We start from the raw sequence: 16,479 nt of genomic DNA on the forward strand, positions 1-16,479 counted from the left end.
CAGTCCGCTCAGTGCCAGGAACGGACTTTTCTAGTAGGCCTGTACAATGAGTAGAGGGATATGGCACAGTCACTACGCTGTAGATAAAAACATGTTTTAAAAAACAGTGTTGACATTAAATATCAAATGTGTAAATTAGTATTCAACAGCACAATGAAAGTAGTTAGTAAACTATTGAATAGAAAGTAATTATCGGAAAACCATTTTGCTTTACAGGCCACGAAATTTGTTGTTTGGGATGTACTTGCTTTCCGGCCTTGTAGTGATTGTGCTGGTTCGCAAAATGGTAGTGTTAGCGCGACGATGTAAGGCCTTGTTTTTTAGTTGATGCTGACGGTTTATTTATAATAACCGTATGAGCAATAGGCAACGCATCAAAGAGTATATGTCGCGAGGGGATGTGCTTGTTTAAATTGCCACGCTTAGGTTCTGAAAGTGCAGGCAGTTGTATAACGAGATAAATAGAGGGAGGATTTTAGTATTAATGCCCAATATTATCTGTAGTAAACGGGTACATTTGAAAGCGGTATAAATAGCAGTATCATTTATTAAGTTTATTAATGTTAAATTTGAATTCTGAAGTACTTTAAAAGCCCTGACTGCAATGGTTAGGGCTTTTAAGATTACTCCCTCGTTTCAATTGTAAGTTCTCCCAAGAAATCATTAATAATACTAACCTTGATAATTTCTCTAGATGAACCCCTCGATGCACTATCAGTATAGGCACGCTGTAACCTCCTACTCATTAATCATATTTCCTCAATGTTAGTCTTACGATTAAAGTTGTAAGAAGAACTGCCAACGTCAGTTCCTCACCCAGAGCAGACGTTCAGCTCTAATTGCGTTTTACTTACGAACTCTGTCAACTTAAGTCTGACCAAATACAATTTAGAACCCCCGACAAAAATAATTAAGGCTACACACCATGCGTAGCCTTAATCTTATTTACATTATCTAACTTAATTAGCTTTTATCTTAATTAGTTTTTATCTTTATTCTCTATCGCTATTGTTTGCCGTTTTTCTTCTTCCGGTAACTCATACTCAATAGCAATAGTCAGAAGTCCACTTGATAAATCAGCTTTTTCTATTTTAACATTCTTACCGAGGTCAAACTGCAACGTAAATTGCCCTTGAGATATGCCTCGGTGGATCCATTTATCATTGTCTTCTTCTGATTTTTCTTCTTTTTTCCCTTCAATCAATAAACGACTACCTTTCAATGAAACCGATAGGTCATTTTCTTGATATCCAGGCACACTCACTGTCAGTTCATAATGGTTATCATCAATCTGTTTCAGGTTATAAGTCTGTACAGGTGATGCAATTGGCTTACTGCCTGTTAACTGACTAAACAGGCGATCTATCTGATCAAAACGATTTGAAACTAAGTTGTCAGATAATGTTGGGAATAATGAAAAAGGTTTAATGTTAGGCATATAACTCCTCCTTCAGTATTTAGTGAATTATGGGCAGTATCTTATTTACCCAAAATATAAATATGAACGAGCAAGTGTTTTTCAAGCCCTAAAACCTAAATTTTTTATCTTTGACCAACATGGGTTTGTAGATAGCAAAAAACCTCGCCGAAGTGAGGTTTTGTATATTCAACTATTTAATGCTTAACTTATTTGAGCTGCCATCACACTTTTGCAAAAGAATATAAAGAAGCTTTAGTGTGATTATCAAGAGATTCCTTGATTAGAGCATCGACTTTTGGTTGTATTTTAATAAAATCTTTTTGTAATAAAGCATCACATTCTTGCTGTGTGTATAGTCTATTCTGAATGATGTCATTGCCAGTATGTCCATAGCAAACCGTCAAAACACCTGCAATATCATAATAGGATTTGTATTTTATTCCTTCTAAATAACTAATAAGTGTTAAGGCTATAGTAACGGCACTAGTGCTACTTAATACAATTGTTTTCCGTTTTAATTGCACTTAATATCCTTTTTATTAAAAAGTATTATTTCATAAATATAATTAAATCTTAGAATCAAACTTAACATTTAATTATGTTATCATTAGAAAAATAAAACTTAGAGATAAAGTATAATGAAAAAAATCAATATAGATAGAATAATTAAAAACTTATCGGACAAGGATATAAAAAAAATAGATCAAATTTATAACAACCAAACTAATAAAGAAAAAAGTTTTAGTTAGTTCATAAACCTCTTTGCTCCGTTTTCTTAATTGAGAATAAGCAGACATTTCAGTTTCATACTCAATTTCTATTTCATCGAGATACTGCATTATTTCTGGCAGATAACCTACACCAAATGCCTCTTTTGCTTTTCCTCTAAAGCTGTTAGGTGGAATGTGGCAAGTCAGAGAAGATGCTGACTTGGTGGATATGCTAGCGACACCTTCAATCAATACCTTTGACGATCCAATATTAAGGAAGATATTAAAAGATGAGCGGACGACCTCGTGAGAAAAACATTGATATCCCAAATTTATATACAACGTATCATCCAAGAATGCGAAAAATGTATTGGCGATATCGCCACCCTATAACAGGTAAATTTCATTCCTTGGGCGCTGATGAAACTCAAGCGCGATTAATCGCCATCGAAGCCAATAGCCGTATTGCAGAACAAAGAACGCGTCAAATTTTAGCCATCAGTGATCGTATTGCAACTGATAAAGATGAATCAATTACCGTTGCCACATGGTTAGATCGTTATTTGAATATCCAAAAGGAACGTTTAGATCAAGGAGAGATACAACTTGCCACCTATCGGCAAAAGAAAAAACCTATCGCTCTTATGCGCCAAAAACTGGCTTTACTTCCACTCGCAAAAGTGGGCACTCGAGATTTGGTCAGTATTCTCGATGAGTATAAAGCCTTAGGACAATCGCGTATGGCACAAGTCGTTAGATCCGTTTTTAGTGATATATTTAAAGAGGCACAACATGCCGGTGAAGTGCCACCCGGTTATAACCCTGCATTGGCAACCAAAAGACCAAAAACTCGGATCAAGCGTCAAAGATTGACTTTAGATGAGTGGCGTCAAATTTATGATTTAGCTGACAAGCAACATCGTTATATGGGCAATGCGATGCTCCTTGCTCTCGTAACCGGTCAACGTATTAGCGATATCTCACGGATGCGTTTTCAAGATATCTGGGATGACCATTTGCATGTGGTTCAAGGTAAAACGGGCGCTAAAGTGGCCATTCCCCTCTCTTTACGCAATCAGGCCATTAATGTTTCACTTAAAGAAATCGTTGAACGCTGTCGTGATCGCGTGGTGAGCCACTACTTAATTCACTATTTTCGAACCACATCGCAAGGACAACGAGGAGGCTCTGTCACAGCGAATACGATGACAACGAATTTTACCAAAGCAAGAAATAAAATTGATATTGATTGGGAACAGGGAACACCCGCTACCTTTCATGAGCAACGTTCATTATCAGAACGTATATACCGAAAGCAGGGTATCGATACGCAAGCTTTATTAGGGCATGCGACTCGCGCACAAACTGATCGTTACAACAATGTTCGTGGCAAAGAATGGATAACCATCGCGTGTTGATCTTATTTCTGACTTTATTTTAATCCATCAGATAATCTGCAAATGATAATTATCGCCACTTTTATCATGCGGTTTGCAGATTATTTTTCTTCTTTTTCATGTCCCCGTAAATAAAACCTCATCACCTCTTTTTATTGTTTCATTTTAACGCTAACGTTTTATCTAATGTTCGTTGAGTTTTGCTACATCTGGCTAGTTTTAATACAAAAATACGCATAAACACATTACTCGTACTTATAAGAAAGCCTGTAACAAAAACGGGAACACTTAAGTTCCCGTAATCAATTTACAACGCTAATTATATTACATATGTTTGATAATCGCGTCACCAAACTCGCTACATTTCAGCAGTTTAGCACCTTCTAACTGACGTTCGAAATTATAAGTTACAGTCTTAGCAGCAATCGCGCCTTCTGTGCCTTTAATGATTAAGTCAGCCGCTTCTGTCCAACCCATGTGCCGTAGCATTATACCCATAATAATTTCGTAACTTATTAAATAAGCTATAATTATTGAGGGTGATAATTTGTTTCTTATGTGATCTTGGTTTGTATGTAACTGGTTGATTTTTAATTTGGATTGGGGGAGTTTTGGGGAAGTGGAAATTGACAATACTTTGTACCATCATACATAATTTATATAACTTGTCCCAAAAAAATCTTACTTATATTTATAATGAAAAATTTATCAATTCTATACTTTTTCACCTCCTTTCCTAAATACCAAATAGTTGATCTATATATTGGAAAACTCACTTACTGTTTCTTCATTATAAAAAAAAATATATAATAAGGTAATTTTCATATAAATTAATTAAAAGGTGATAAGTAGTGAGTTTAAAATCTATAAAAATAAAGAATTTGTTGTCTTTTAAAGATTTTGAAATAAAAGATCTTACAGATATAAATTGTTTCATTGGTAAAAATAACGTAGGGAAATCAAATGTTTTAAAAATCATCTCTTTTTATTATGATGCACTAAAAGGAGAAAATAAAAAAAATTTACAACTAAATTCAAAATATTCAAATCATGGAGAAATAACAATAACTTTTGATACAAGTAGGCTAGAAGATATAATTAGAACAAACAAAAATAGAAGTCCTTATCAAAAACATATTTATAAGTCAATTTATAAAAGTGAAGTAGAATCACTTTATTACCTAAATAAAAGTAATAAAAATAAAAAATTTCTTACTCTAACATTAATTCTGCATAAAAATAATTCGATATCATGGTCAAATAATGATAAAAATGTAAGAGAAATCATATCCAGAATCTATCCCTTTTTTGCAATAGATACTCGTAGGTTAGACCTTTATAATTGGAAGTATTTATGGAATGTTGTAACAAAATTAAAATTTTTAAACACAAAACAATTATCTAGAGATGAAATAGTTTCATTTATAGATTTAAATATTTCTCAAAAAAGCAATTCCTATAAGGATTATGTTAATACTATTAAAAATATTACAAAAACTTCACCGTATGAATATCAAGATCATTTACTAAATTATATTAAAGTTGGTTTGGAAGGACATACTTTTAATATAGATGGTAATGAATTAGACACACAATCAGATGGAACTAATTCACATAAGTTTCTAGAAATTTTTCTTAATTTAGTAATTGCATTAACAAGAAGAGAGTTTATAACTCCCATCATATTAATTGATGAACCAGAAATAGGATTACATCCTAAAAGAAATGAAGAATTAATAGATAATTTAGGAAACATATATCATAAACTTAAAAATGATACTGGTGAGTGGGAAAAAGGAAAATATAAAACTCCTTATCCAACCATGATATTTACAACACACTCTCCCAATATTCTCAAAACAATTATAAAACAATTCAATCGACCAAACGAACATAAAATATATCACTTCACAACAGAAGATAATAATACATGTTGTTCAATTATGAAATCATATTTTAATGATGAAAGATTTATAAATGTATTTAATGATAATGAAGCCAGGTTATTTTTTAGTAATTTCATTCTCTTCGTTGAAGGCGAAACTGAACTCGAATTATTCGGAAACTTAAACTTAAGAAAGCTATTTCCAAAATTAAATAAAATAGATGTATACAAGACAAATGAAGTAATGTTAAATGCAATAAAGCCAAGTAATTCTAATGTATCAATACCATATTTAGTATTATATGATGCAGATAAAATGGTTAGTGTTAATTTTAGAAACGGTTCAATTAATTTTCTATCTAAAGAAGTAAATATATTTACTATAAAAGAGAAATATAAACTAAGTTTTTATGGTTCTAAACGATATCATTATTATAAAGAGTTTAAAAGCATATTAAAATTAGATAATAGACAAAATGAATTAACAAAAAATAAAATATCATTTGAATTGATGGAAAAAACCATAGAAAAAGTTAATAATATTATTACAAAGACAGAAAGAATAAAAATAGCCAACAACACTACAGAGGGTTTTTTTATAAATGAAAATAGCTATAAATTATTTATTCGATGGTTAATAAATGAATTTATTACTCATGCAAAAGTTGGCTCCAAAGGAGATCCGAATAAAATTATAAGTATCCATCAAAATAAACCCGCTAAAGATTTCAATATAATCAAATGTTTTAAAGCAATTTTCAACAACTATCCACTAAAGCATAAATTAACAGATGTGAATATGAAATTTGCAGAAAAAGTTAAAAAAGATTTTTTAAAAGAAATGGGAAAAAAAGTATTAGCTGAAAAATTAACAAAAAAAGAAAAAATAATTATTTTAAGAATGGCTTTTGAAGGAAAGTCAGATACATTATGTAGTAAAGAGAATGAAAACTACCAACACATACCTCAAAATATTAAAAGTTTGATAAAAGAAATTTCAGATAATATTATTGGAAAACTTCCATATGGCAGTTCAAAAACTGGGGGGTGGGTAACTAGTTTCCTCGACTTTTCAATTAAAAACATGAAAGAATTTAGTACAAATCCCCCCCCCACAATGCAGTTTAAGTATACATTCCCTGAACTATACAGTATAATATCAGAAATTTCTTCTTCGATAGATTAAGGGAATTTGCTGATAGTTTATAGTAAATGAAGCCTAGTGCTTCCTAGTCCCATTATGTGCTAGTAGTCCATCCGTATTCCTGGAGCTACTTTTAATGCACGTAAACGTGAAAAGACGTTCTTGGTATCTTAGAAGAGATTGCAATGAAAAAAATTTTATTACATCCAAGTGTTGTTGAACTATTAAAAAATTTCAGTAACTATACAGATAGTAAAGGAATTCTTCCTTTACTATCTTCTCATGTTAAAGAATTTAAAATTGGCAAAAGATTTGTATACACGTTATCAGAAAAAATATCTCCCAGTTATAAACATATAATAAGAGCCATCCACACACAAAATCTCGCTAAAATACCCGTCAATCAATCAGCTACTGCTTATCTTAAAGGTAAATCATATTTTGATTTTATAGAGCCTCATAGGAATAATTATTTTTTTATAAAACTAGATTTGAAAAATTTCTTTCACTCCATTAGCGAAGATGTAATAAAAAGCAATTTTCTAGAGTATTTTTCAGATGAAATAATATTTCCAAATAGCACACAAACTCACGCAGAAGCGATCTATAATTTAATTAAAATAGACTTATCAGAAAAAAGTTCAAATAAGAGATTCATAAAAAAATCAATTCTTCCTGTAGGATTTCCCTTATCCCCTATCATTTCTAATATTGTTTTTCGAAAAATAGACTTATTAATAGAAAAATTTTGTGATGAAAAAAATATTGTTTACACTCGCTATGCTGATGATATGCTTTTTTCTTCCAAAGGAAAAATAGAATACAACCCTTTTTCAACTAAAAACAATAAATATCTCAATCCATATTTACATTCAAAAAACTTTTATGATGAAATATCATTTATCCTTAGTATTAACAACTACAAAATAAATAAAAATAAAATAAAAAAATCCGTACATACAATGTCATTAAGTGGATATACAATAACAGGTAGTAATTATTCTGATATAAAAGGATTCATTAGCATTTCAAATAAAAAAACAAAAATAATAAGCAAATTAATTCATGAGTTAAAAATAGAAAATACAGATGAAGATAGAGATAGAGATAGAGATATTTTAAAAAAATGTTTCTCTATGATCCCGCCAAAACCAAAATATAGAAAAAAAACAGATGAATTTATCAAAAAATTCTGTGAAAATATGATAAACAACAAATTACTAGGTTATAGGTCATTTCTAATTTCCATACTAAAATATGACAAAAACCATGATTGCATTAACATTGAAAACAATGAAAAATATAATAAATTATTAAATGAAATCAATATAATTATAAGAAAAAGATTATCGTTGAATGATTTTTAGATAATTGCCACCTGACATTTGGTGGCTTACTTAATTGCATATAATTTAAATAGTCAATGACTATATCATCATTCCCTTCATTATTGCTATATATTTTTATTAATATCTTTTTTTTCTTGAATTTCATAAATTACTTTTGTTTTTACATATAAAACAAACCATTTAGATCGTTTTTTACATTCATTAACTAAACTCTTTCTACCCACCATACTCCCTCACATCAATATAAAAATACTGCTTACCTAATGAGGTTGTTGACATCTGTCCTGAAACTATCATGGAATGAGGAATAATACGGTTACCTCGGCCACAAAGAGTTACTCTAATCGTTTTTCCTCCCATCGAATCCATCATACCAATCTGCCCTATTGTTGTGATTAATACCGCACAAGGGCATCCGACATCCACACCATTCCAATTATTTCCTGTGAGTACAAAGTTATTTCCCTCTAATAAATTAAGTGGTCTTTGGCTTGAAGCGTGTGTAATAACACCTTTATGATAGATTTGAATCCCCCATTTTTGAGGGTGAAGTGAAATATGATAAGAAGACTTCACAAATACATAGAGCTCATATTCTGCTGAATTACCTTGAATAGTATCGATTAAATTCACACACCACGCATTGTTCTCATAAATTACTTCAGATAATCCACTTAATGATGGATTAGAGGAATTAAGAACTCGAATAAAAATAAGTGGCACTGCGTTATTATTACCTTCGATAACTTTAATTAGCCCTGGCTTAGTTTTTATCTTTTTTAAAAATACGGCTGATTCATAGGGTGTTAATTCTTCGGTAATGCCCTGATTAAAAAATAATGCACCATATTTACTCATTTAATTAGTACCATAATAATTCCATTAATCGATTGACTACCACGTAGAGAATTCCACGAGATTTTATTATTCTCGACTCTAACAGTGAAATAAGATCCTCGATTTCTAGCTACAATATAGGCGGCCAATGACCGCCCTTTAGGAATATTATTATAAGTTTTACTGCCATTTTGAGTGACCGCTATTTGGTCAAAAATAAACGAACGCCCTGTGATTTTTATTGGTTTCCCTTTTTCATATATTTCTATTCCCCACGACATGAGAAATCCTCTACGGCATCAGGAGATACCCATCCTCCCAAGAATTTAAATCCTAATTGAGGTACAGCATGATAAAGAGGCCCTTTAATGGTTTCTCTCTTTTTATCAAACTTTACTAATACAGGTTGTTGATAATGAAAAGTTTTTATTTGGTAAACACCTTGGCAATCAACTTTCTTATATCCAGAGGTACACCCTGACAATAATAATGCTGTAATTAAAACAATAAACTTCATACGCTACCCTAAATAACCTATTTTTGCCGCTAACTGATTGTTTTCATCGTAAACATAAATAGTATTATTCGTGATCACTAACCGCCCTTTTGTTCCTCCTGAGTTAATATCTAACCGTCCACGAAATACTGCATCATTTAATTCCACATTCCCTGTTGTGGCATCAATATTAAATCCTTTCTTGCCCGCTGAATAATTAGTGGATGTGATTTTTTTACCTACTGATAATTTATCAATAGTTGCCTTGCTAAATAACGCATCATTGAAAAAAGCTTGTCCATTTTGGATCACAAACGGTGTCACCACTTTGCCGTTTAATGACGATATCACTGCAAAGTTTTGGGCATTAACCAGAAATTGACTATTTCCTTGTGCATTAAATCCTAAGCCAATGCCAGTAATGACTTTATTCCCTTTGCTATCTTGTTGGACTTTCATTGTCCATGATGCCGAAATTTTACCATTTATGTCTGTGACCACTTTCGAAGTTTGTTCGATTTTGGCTGAACTTGTACCCACTTGGCTTTCTAAACGAGTGATTTGCTGAACGGTCGAGGTCACCTTACCTGAAACCTCGGTCACTTTGGTTTCGAGTTGGCTTACCGCATTCGCCGTTGCATTGGCTGTCTGTTCGCTGGATTTAGGTACTTCATTCGCCACAAACCCTTTTGGTGCCACCGATTGTTTGTTAGTGGTGTAAGTGCTGGTGATAATTTGATGGTTAACACTCTTGTGTTTAGTTAACTGATATTTTGCCCCTCCCCGCAAATAAATATATTCCACGGAACCATTTATTAATTGAGCTGGCCCCATCACAGGAGATTGATTTGTCCATCGCCAATCAAAATTATCAATGATGCGGTTTTCAGACTGAGTTCCCCATCCAGAACCACTGACTTGCCATTCCACAATCATGGCAAAGCCTTTAGTGCTGTGAGTCGCATAGCTGGGTTTATTGTCTGAATATTGCCCTAAGGTTCTAAAGACCTTAAAGGCATAACGACGAGAGGTCGCTAATGGCAAAATAATTGGATAATAGGTGTTTTCATTGAGTTTTGATAAATCTAAATCCACCACCACAGACTCCATTAAATCGGCTTTCACTGTATCTAATTTGCTGGATAACGTTTGTACCTGTGAGGCTGCAGACGTCACTTTGCCATCAATCTTAGATACTCGCGTATTTAACGCATTAACCGCACTGCTATCGGCTTTCCCTTTCAAATTTGAATTGAGCGTTGAAATCTCTTGCGTTTGTGCTTGCTGTTTCGAGGTGAGGGTTTCTAGTGACTTATTAATCGCAGAAACATTCCCATTCATCCGTGTTTCCAATGATTGTCTGGCTTTAGCTTCCGCTTGGTCACCTGTAACTCGCGCTTGCTTCTCGGCGGAGATAAGTCCTGCGGTGACTTTCGATAAATCATTTCCGGTATAGTCACCACGAAGTTGAGTGGCTAAGAATTGGCGTTGTTGAGCCTCCGTTTTATCAGCTTCAGCGCGAGCTTGTTGCTCTTGGTTAATTACCGCTCCTCGCGCAACTTGCTCCGCTAAAATCGCATCATGGTTTGCTTTCACTTGCGTGTTTAATTCAACAACAGCTGATTGGTTAGCTTTGCTGTTAATTTCACCCAATAGGTCTTGTGCGAGTTGATCTCGACTAATTTGCCCAGCTAATTCTTCAAGAATTAAATCGGTTTGAGAAGAGCAAACACCATAAGCTTCCACAAACGGTGATTTACCATAGCTGTTGATTGTTCGAACATAAAAATAATACGTATGCCCTGCTTGTAAATTCTCTTGCGTCCAGAAATTCCCTTGGCCAACTTTATTTGTTTTGGTGATCACTTCATTTTCAGAAAGATCAGCGAGCTTTTCCTCACTAAACCAAAATTCAAAGGTATAACCAAAGACAGCACTATCGCCTTGTTTCGGTACAACAGTCAGATTAAATAAGCCAGAGGTAACATCAATATGTTCAGGAGGCGGTGGTGCTTGAATGGCAAAGTCACTGATAGCGGGTGCCGACATCGCACCGGCAACATTTGTTGCTCTGACTTCAACACGATAAGTCCCTCGCGCTAATCCGTTAATATCAACACGCTCAGCCGGCACCTGAATAGATTGAATAACATTGCCTTCTTGGAGAATAGTAACGGTGTTATAACGTACATCAGACGCCACATTCTGCCAAGAAAGCGTACCTTGCACGATGTCACTGACAGCAAGTGGAACAAAGGTAAGATTAATCGGTGAAGCAACACCACCTGTGGGTAAACTCACAAACGGCGGACGTTCGAAAGGCTTGCCAATCACATCTTCATATAAATAGGCACCATCCTCTTCCAACGTTAAAGCCACACCCTCTAAAGCATGAAAAGACCATTCGGCAATACGGAATTCCAGCCCACTAATCCCCAAAGAAGGTAATTCTAAAAGCACAACTTCCCCGGGACGATAAGCATAGCCGTCTAAGTTCATCGTGAGTTGAACCCGTCTTCCTGCTTTCTTTTTGCGAAGATATTGGCGGGCTAATCGTTGGGCTTGATAAGGGCTAGTAACAAAACGATAATCGATGTTCTCCCGAATTTCTAAGCCATCCTCTTTCACCCATTCGTCCACAATCACAGGCGTGAAATCGGTTTTTGTGTACAACTGTTCGGCATCAATAAATGTGCCATACACCGCATTGGTCGCGTCTTTTAAGCCTGTTTCAGGGGTACAAGTGACAGTGCCAATCAATTGTGATTCGGTAATGGTTTTTATTGCCGGCCCATAATAAGCGCCAATTTGGATACTGTGTTTTCCTGCGGTGAATGTCGGTTCGGCATTAATGCATTTGTGCATCGCTTCCAAAATACTGGATGGACTCTCATTTAAGTCATAGGCACCATTAAGGGTATATCGCGACTCAAATCCGCCTTCTGGCAGACTCACTTTTTCATCACATAAATCGGCTGCCTGTTTAAAGCTGTCAAAATCAATATCCGTATCAGGCACTTTTAAATAATAGCGGTAATAATCCAAAATGACTAAAGCCCCATTATTACTCCATGCAGTTTGCCCAGTGCGAGGATCAAACAGATGTTTTCCCCAGACTTCACATTTCACATTGGGTAATCCATAAGGGAATTTTTCTTGGTCAAACGTGAGTGTCACACGTAACCACGCTAGACCTCGACCAATCATATCCTCTTTCCATGACGGGCAATTTTTAAGCATAAAGGGATCGGCATTTTTCCTATCGTTATGTAATTCCCATGAGGCTTTATCACCAAACGTCTCAATGAGATCATCACTCAACCAAATCTTCCCGATTTTCTCTATGGGGTGCCCTGCCAGAGCCAATGCCAGTGTGATTTTTTCATTTTCATCTTGTTCCCCCGCTTCTTCTTCGGCGAAGAAAAGCAAACCCGATATCACTGTTTTTCCGACAATTACGGTTTCAGGCGCAGACGATGAACGTAACATCTGTTTGCGTTCACTGGTATCTCGATAATTCATGGAAGGCAGTTTAGGCTTAAAGATAAGCGAACCCGCGACTTGAACCGCAACGCCTGCTGCCATCAGTGCCATACCCATCGCCGAGGTGACGCCTCCGGTAAATAGCCCAGCAATCATTAAGCCTGCACCCACGACTTTTGAAATTAATCCACCACTTCCCCCCATTATTCCACTCTCCACGCTTTGATTGGGTTAATCTGCACTGGCTTCACACCTTGTGGGGTTACGCCCCAATAATGCCCCGCCCAGACCACGGCTAAACTGTCACCGTCCTCACCTTTGAACAGTACGAGGTCACCACGCTGAACCCGCTCAATCTCAATGGACTTGAAATAGCGTGATACGGCTTTCTCTAAGGAGCCAAATTTGGATTTGAGCAGGTTGAAGGCTTCGGCTTTGGTTTTATAGTGATTGAGATAAGGCCTTATTGGAGAGAAACCGCATTGTGCGTAAATACATTCAGAGGCGAAAATACAACAATCAAATTCCCCCCATGAAAAAGGGCGACTCATCGCCGCCCTTATGGTTTCAGGTAATTTAAGTGTCCAGTTAGGTTGTTTCATGTACTGACCTTAAATAGCAAAAAACCCACAAAAGTGGGTTTAACAAGACAATAAGATTATTTATAAATAAATGCAGGTGCATCTTTCTTGCTGCCCCAATAAATCGCCCGTTCAGCTATTTGAGCAACATAACGAAAGATACGATCACCTTGTCTTCGAGATGACCACGACTCATCGGTGAATCTATCAGGTAACCCGATTGACCATCGCTCGAATCGATTAGAAACATTAACACATACGGCATTTTCTTCGCCAGACACCACATTGACAGATGTGATTTGTCCGACAAATAAGACTTCAGCAAGCAACGGTTTTCCCTCTTCACCAATGGCGACCATCATCAATCGGACTTCGCGTCCTCGACTTTGCTCATTCATCACCATACCCACCAGCGATTTATCAAAACCCGTTAATTTAAGCTGTAATTGTGGAGGACTGGTTGTCTTATTCTCTTTTAGCTGACTGATTTCCCCTAAACTTCCTACACCTAAATAGGTTTCCCCCGCAATAATCAGTTGCCCAACACCGGTATGCGCACAGGTGACGCCTGATTTCAAATCGAGTCTGGCTGCTAAAACGATATAAGCCCCCTCATTAATCGCGTTGACCATGGCATCAGAAAATGGATGATATTGCATTAGTACAACACCTCCTCAAAAGATAACGTGATATTGGTATACCCCAAGCGACGATGCTGAAATTTACCCTGTTCATTATCAACGAGCCGAAATACTCCAAAAGGACGCTCAACTTCGAGCATTTCATTGACGGTAGGTGACGTTCTTAACATCGGTGAAATAGGAATATTTGCACGTCCTTGATTATCACTGACCACATCCGTCACCACCATTTTGAGTTCATTGCCCACTGTTAAGCGATCCCCTTGCTGTAACACGCGCATATTGCGCTTCCAGTCCTTTGTTTCTAGCCGATGACCTAATTGGCTCGGTATTGCAATACGAGGCGAACCATATCCATAACGCCCTTTTCTTATCCAACTGGCTATTTTGACTCGTCCCGACATCCCATCCAATGAAGCCACCAGCGCTTCTAACTGGCGCGATTTCTCTTCATTTAAATTATTAAATGTCAGTTCACAACGCCAACGGCTTCCCGGAAAGCGTACCGTCTGGCTACTTCCATTAAATGGCGAGGTAAAGGTTTTGCTGTTACTCAATAATTGCCAGTTTTCCTGTGTGGGGATCACCTCTTTTGGCCATTCCAATATTTAATCTACCTAATGCTCCCGCCATAAATTCAATCCTTGGTATGAACACTACAAAAGCAAACTTTCACCCTGAATAAATGCAATATTCCTTGTTATTTGCTATTGATTTAATTATTGATAAACTGAAATTTCGAATAATAGAGGGGGTTTTATGAGACTTATTCTGGCGTTATTACTACCTTGGTTACAATTTTTCACGATTGGTCGCCCATTCGCTGGCATCTTCTGCCTTATCCTACAAATCACCTTAATTGGGTGGATCCCTGCGGCTATCTGGTCGGTTTATGCCCTTTCTCAATACAATACGGATAAAAAAATTGAGAAAATGTCTCGCGGTGGTTAACGATTAAGCCCCACTCATGTGGGGCTATCGATTGGCCAATACACTCTCAGTGACGTTATCCCACACCTCTTCTTCCGTGATTTTCTTCTTCCACATCGGCATAAAATCCATCAATTCCGGCGGAGACGTTTTCGGATCACGATTTATCATCGCGAGAAGATGCGCCACTTGTGCCATCCGATAATCCTCTCGCCATAAACCAAAGGGTTGTTTGCGATAAAAAGCTTCATATTCACACAAGTGGCTTTCAGGCATTTGCTCGATTTCTGTGAGCGTTTTTCCCAGAGCCGACGACAATATCAATTGAAATTGTCGTCGGTCTCCGAGTTTTTTTTCGCTATTCCCCGCTTCTGCTGTAAACACCGCATTAGAGAACCCTTGCCCTAATCGATTGTTACCTACCCCGACCTATTACTTAAGCACTTCTTCCAGACGTTGGAAAAGTCCCTTTAATTAAGGCTTGAGGGCGATAATGGGCTAATGCTAAACGCTCTTCACACAAAATGGTCAGCATATTTTTCACAAAGTTATCACGATCTTCTCGACTCACTTCGATAACTGCATTCATTCGATCCCATACTTGAGACGCCAAATCAAATGCACCAACAGTAAACTCACCTTGTTTTTGTGCTTTTGTTGGAACAACAGGTAATCCCCACATTACATTTGAAGTAAAGGCTTGTGGGCCACCAAAAATATAACGCCCTTCTTTATCTTTCATTAACGCAATGGCATGCCAATCACGAGGATTTAAAATAATACCAGAGGCACTAAATTCAGATTCTGTTACCTGATAAATGGCATGAGCAATCAGGTCAGCATGCGTGTCGCCCGTAGCACTCAACGTGGTATCATAGGCAGTGGCAACATGATTAATCCCCGTCAAATTATCCGCTGTACCGTCACCATTGAGTAATTGATCCTCTTCCACTAATGCTAAGCCATACAATAAGCGGTTATTAACGTAAGACTGTAACTGCACAGCATCATCCATCACTTGGCGAGACGCTTGGATCCAATGAGCAATAGTGATCACATTTGCCGTTTGTTTTTCAAACGTCAGATTAGATTCTGGCTTTTGTGCCTTTTCTTTCACGGGTGCCGCGCTATTGGTAAATAGTTTTTCACGTACATATTCCAGTGAGTTACTGGAAATACGACCTTGAGCTAATAAATCGCGAATAACTAAACGACGCATACCCGGCATAATAATACCCGGTACTTGCATAGGCTGAATGAGAACTCCGGCTGAGCTCGCATCACTGCCTAATGATTTATTAAATGTTTTCACTTCATAAGAAGCCTGACTCCCATTCCATGATTTTGTCAGCGCTTCTGCTGCTCGCTCAGAAAAATCTTTTTTCGCATTAGGATCATCAGCGCTCGTTGCCCCTTTCTGCTCTAAATCAAACAGACGTTCACCGGCTTTTTTTAACTCCTCTTGAACTAAGACTAAATCTGTTTGTAATTGCTTTGAAACTGCGCCAGTAGCTTCAATTTCTTTCTTCTGTGCATCGAAGAGCTCTTGCACCTTTTTTTGTGATCCTTCGATGGCTTCTTGGATAATAGCTAAGTCAGACATATT

16 protein-coding genes and 1 pseudogene are annotated in these 16,479 nt (G+C 36.3%); 4 read left to right on the plus strand and 13 right to left on the minus strand.

The features are described from left to right. Positions 1 to 979: 979 nt before the first annotated feature. From INT39_RS02690 to INT39_RS02700, 3 genes are all read right to left on the minus strand, one after another. Entirely contained in the window at positions 980 to 1,438 is a 459-nt protein-coding gene (locus tag INT39_RS02690) for an Hsp20 family protein (RefSeq protein ID WP_193014433.1), read from the minus strand. Between the two features lie 203 nt (positions 1,439 to 1,641). Continuing rightward, positions 1,642 to 1,944, minus strand: a complete 303-nt coding sequence (locus tag INT39_RS22765; protein WP_193014432.1) for a glycoside hydrolase family protein — start codon at positions 1,942 to 1,944, stop codon at positions 1,642 to 1,644. A gap of 150 nt (positions 1,945 to 2,094) precedes the next feature. Further along, positions 2,095 to 2,382, minus strand: coding sequence for a hypothetical protein (locus INT39_RS02700; protein WP_193014431.1), 288 nt, complete (start codon positions 2,380 to 2,382; stop codon positions 2,095 to 2,097). A gap of 38 nt (positions 2,383 to 2,420) precedes the next feature. On the opposite strand from INT39_RS02700, the gene INT39_RS02705 reads away from it, so the two are divergent. Next, on the plus strand, positions 2,421 to 3,548 hold the full coding sequence (locus INT39_RS02705) for a phage integrase Arm DNA-binding domain-containing protein (protein WP_193014430.1): 1,128 nt from the start codon (positions 2,421 to 2,423) through the stop codon (positions 3,546 to 3,548). Positions 3,549 to 3,851: 303 nt separating this feature from the next. Here INT39_RS02705 and INT39_RS02710 read toward each other — a convergent pair. After that, a pseudogene (locus INT39_RS02710) lies at positions 3,852 to 4,019 on the minus strand (NADP-dependent isocitrate dehydrogenase); the annotation flags it as partial. Between the two features lie 359 nt (positions 4,020 to 4,378). Here INT39_RS02710 and INT39_RS02715 point away from each other — a divergent pair. Both INT39_RS02715 and INT39_RS02720 read left to right on the plus strand, forming a co-directional pair. After that, positions 4,379 to 6,598: a retron Eco8 family effector endonuclease gene (locus tag INT39_RS02715; RefSeq protein WP_193014429.1), complete on the plus strand. Its 2,220-nt coding sequence runs from the start codon at positions 4,379 to 4,381 to the stop codon at positions 6,596 to 6,598. Between the two features lie 143 nt (positions 6,599 to 6,741). Next, positions 6,742 to 7,923 carry a reverse transcriptase domain-containing protein gene (locus INT39_RS02720; protein WP_193014428.1) on the plus strand — a complete coding sequence of 394 codons (1,182 nt, stop codon included), beginning with the start codon at positions 6,742 to 6,744 and terminating at the stop codon, positions 7,921 to 7,923. Positions 7,924 to 8,121: 198 nt separating this feature from the next. Here the strand turns inward: INT39_RS02720 and INT39_RS02725 are convergent, their stop codons facing one another. From INT39_RS02725 to INT39_RS02755, 7 genes are read right to left on the minus strand one after another with little or no spacing between them, the layout of a single operon-like run. Then, entirely contained in the window at positions 8,122 to 8,763 is a 642-nt protein-coding gene (locus tag INT39_RS02725; protein WP_193014427.1) for a hypothetical protein, read from the minus strand. Then, positions 8,760 to 9,023, minus strand: coding sequence for a hypothetical protein (locus INT39_RS02730; RefSeq protein WP_004242500.1), 264 nt, complete (start codon positions 9,021 to 9,023; stop codon positions 8,760 to 8,762). The genes INT39_RS02725 and INT39_RS02730 overlap by 4 nt, the downstream gene beginning before the upstream one ends. Further along, positions 9,008 to 9,259, minus strand: coding sequence for a hypothetical protein (locus INT39_RS02735; RefSeq protein ID WP_004242498.1), 252 nt, complete (start codon positions 9,257 to 9,259; stop codon positions 9,008 to 9,010). Before INT39_RS02735 ends, INT39_RS02730 begins: the two co-directional genes overlap by 16 nt. Before the next feature lie 3 nt (positions 9,260 to 9,262). Next, positions 9,263 to 12,925: a DUF1983 domain-containing protein gene (locus INT39_RS02740; RefSeq protein WP_193014426.1), complete on the minus strand. Its 3,663-nt coding sequence runs from the start codon at positions 12,923 to 12,925 to the stop codon at positions 9,263 to 9,265. Further along, positions 12,925 to 13,323 carry a DUF6950 family protein gene (locus INT39_RS02745; protein ID WP_193014425.1) on the minus strand — a complete coding sequence of 133 codons (399 nt, stop codon included), beginning with the start codon at positions 13,321 to 13,323 and terminating at the stop codon, positions 12,925 to 12,927. The genes INT39_RS02740 and INT39_RS02745 overlap by 1 nt, the downstream gene beginning before the upstream one ends. Positions 13,324 to 13,379: 56 nt before the next feature. Next, a complete protein-coding gene (locus INT39_RS02750; protein ID WP_193014424.1) occupies positions 13,380 to 13,961 on the minus strand; it encodes a hypothetical protein in 582 nt (193 codons plus the stop codon). Next, a complete protein-coding gene (locus INT39_RS02755; RefSeq protein ID WP_226893911.1) occupies positions 13,961 to 14,548 on the minus strand; it encodes a hypothetical protein in 588 nt (195 codons plus the stop codon). The genes INT39_RS02750 and INT39_RS02755 overlap by 1 nt, the downstream gene beginning before the upstream one ends. A gap of 154 nt (positions 14,549 to 14,702) precedes the next feature. Here INT39_RS02755 and INT39_RS02760 point away from each other — a divergent pair, with 154 nt between their 5' ends. After that, positions 14,703 to 14,894: a YqaE/Pmp3 family membrane protein gene (locus INT39_RS02760; RefSeq protein ID WP_004242485.1), complete on the plus strand. Its 192-nt coding sequence runs from the start codon at positions 14,703 to 14,705 to the stop codon at positions 14,892 to 14,894. Between the two features lie 24 nt (positions 14,895 to 14,918). Here the strand turns inward: INT39_RS02760 and INT39_RS02765 are convergent, their stop codons facing one another. Both INT39_RS02765 and INT39_RS02770 read right to left on the minus strand, forming a co-directional pair. Further along, positions 14,919 to 15,257, minus strand: a complete 339-nt coding sequence (locus INT39_RS02765; protein WP_319021307.1) for a DUF4035 domain-containing protein — start codon at positions 15,255 to 15,257, stop codon at positions 14,919 to 14,921. Between the two features lie 52 nt (positions 15,258 to 15,309). Then, on the minus strand, positions 15,310 to 16,476 hold the full coding sequence (locus INT39_RS02770) for a phage major capsid protein (RefSeq protein WP_193014422.1): 1,167 nt from the start codon (positions 16,474 to 16,476) through the stop codon (positions 15,310 to 15,312). Positions 16,477 to 16,479 lie beyond the last annotated feature (3 nt).

The organism is Pseudomonas sp. FME51, from assembly GCF_014897305.1.

Excerpts from the sequence above, each read along its gene's own strand:
- INT39_RS02760 (WP_004242485.1), top strand. The coding sequence starts at position 14,703 with ATGAGACTTATTCTGGCGTTATTACTACCTTGGTTACAATTTTTCACG.
- INT39_RS02770 (WP_193014422.1), bottom strand. The coding sequence starts at position 16,476 with ATGTCTGACTTAGCTATTATCCAAGAAGCCATCGAAGGATCACAAAAA.
- INT39_RS02705 (WP_193014430.1), top strand. The coding sequence starts at position 2,421 with ATGAGCGGACGACCTCGTGAGAAAAACATTGATATCCCAAATTTATAT.
- INT39_RS02750 (WP_193014424.1), bottom strand. The coding sequence starts at position 13,961 with ATGCAATATCATCCATTTTCTGATGCCATGGTCAACGCGATTAATGAG.
- INT39_RS02690 (WP_193014433.1), bottom strand. The coding sequence starts at position 1,438 with ATGCCTAACATTAAACCTTTTTCATTATTCCCAACATTATCTGACAAC.
- INT39_RS02740 (WP_193014426.1), bottom strand. The coding sequence starts at position 12,925 with ATGGGGGGAAGTGGTGGATTAATTTCAAAAGTCGTGGGTGCAGGCTTA.
- INT39_RS02730 (WP_004242500.1), bottom strand. The coding sequence starts at position 9,023 with ATGTCGTGGGGAATAGAAATATATGAAAAAGGGAAACCAATAAAAATC.
- INT39_RS02720 (WP_193014428.1), top strand. The coding sequence starts at position 6,742 with ATGAAAAAAATTTTATTACATCCAAGTGTTGTTGAACTATTAAAAAAT.
- INT39_RS02725 (WP_193014427.1), bottom strand. The coding sequence starts at position 8,763 with ATGAGTAAATATGGTGCATTATTTTTTAATCAGGGCATTACCGAAGAA.
- INT39_RS02745 (WP_193014425.1), bottom strand. The coding sequence starts at position 13,323 with ATGAAACAACCTAACTGGACACTTAAATTACCTGAAACCATAAGGGCG.
- INT39_RS02735 (WP_004242498.1), bottom strand. The coding sequence starts at position 9,259 with ATGAAGTTTATTGTTTTAATTACAGCATTATTATTGTCAGGGTGTACC.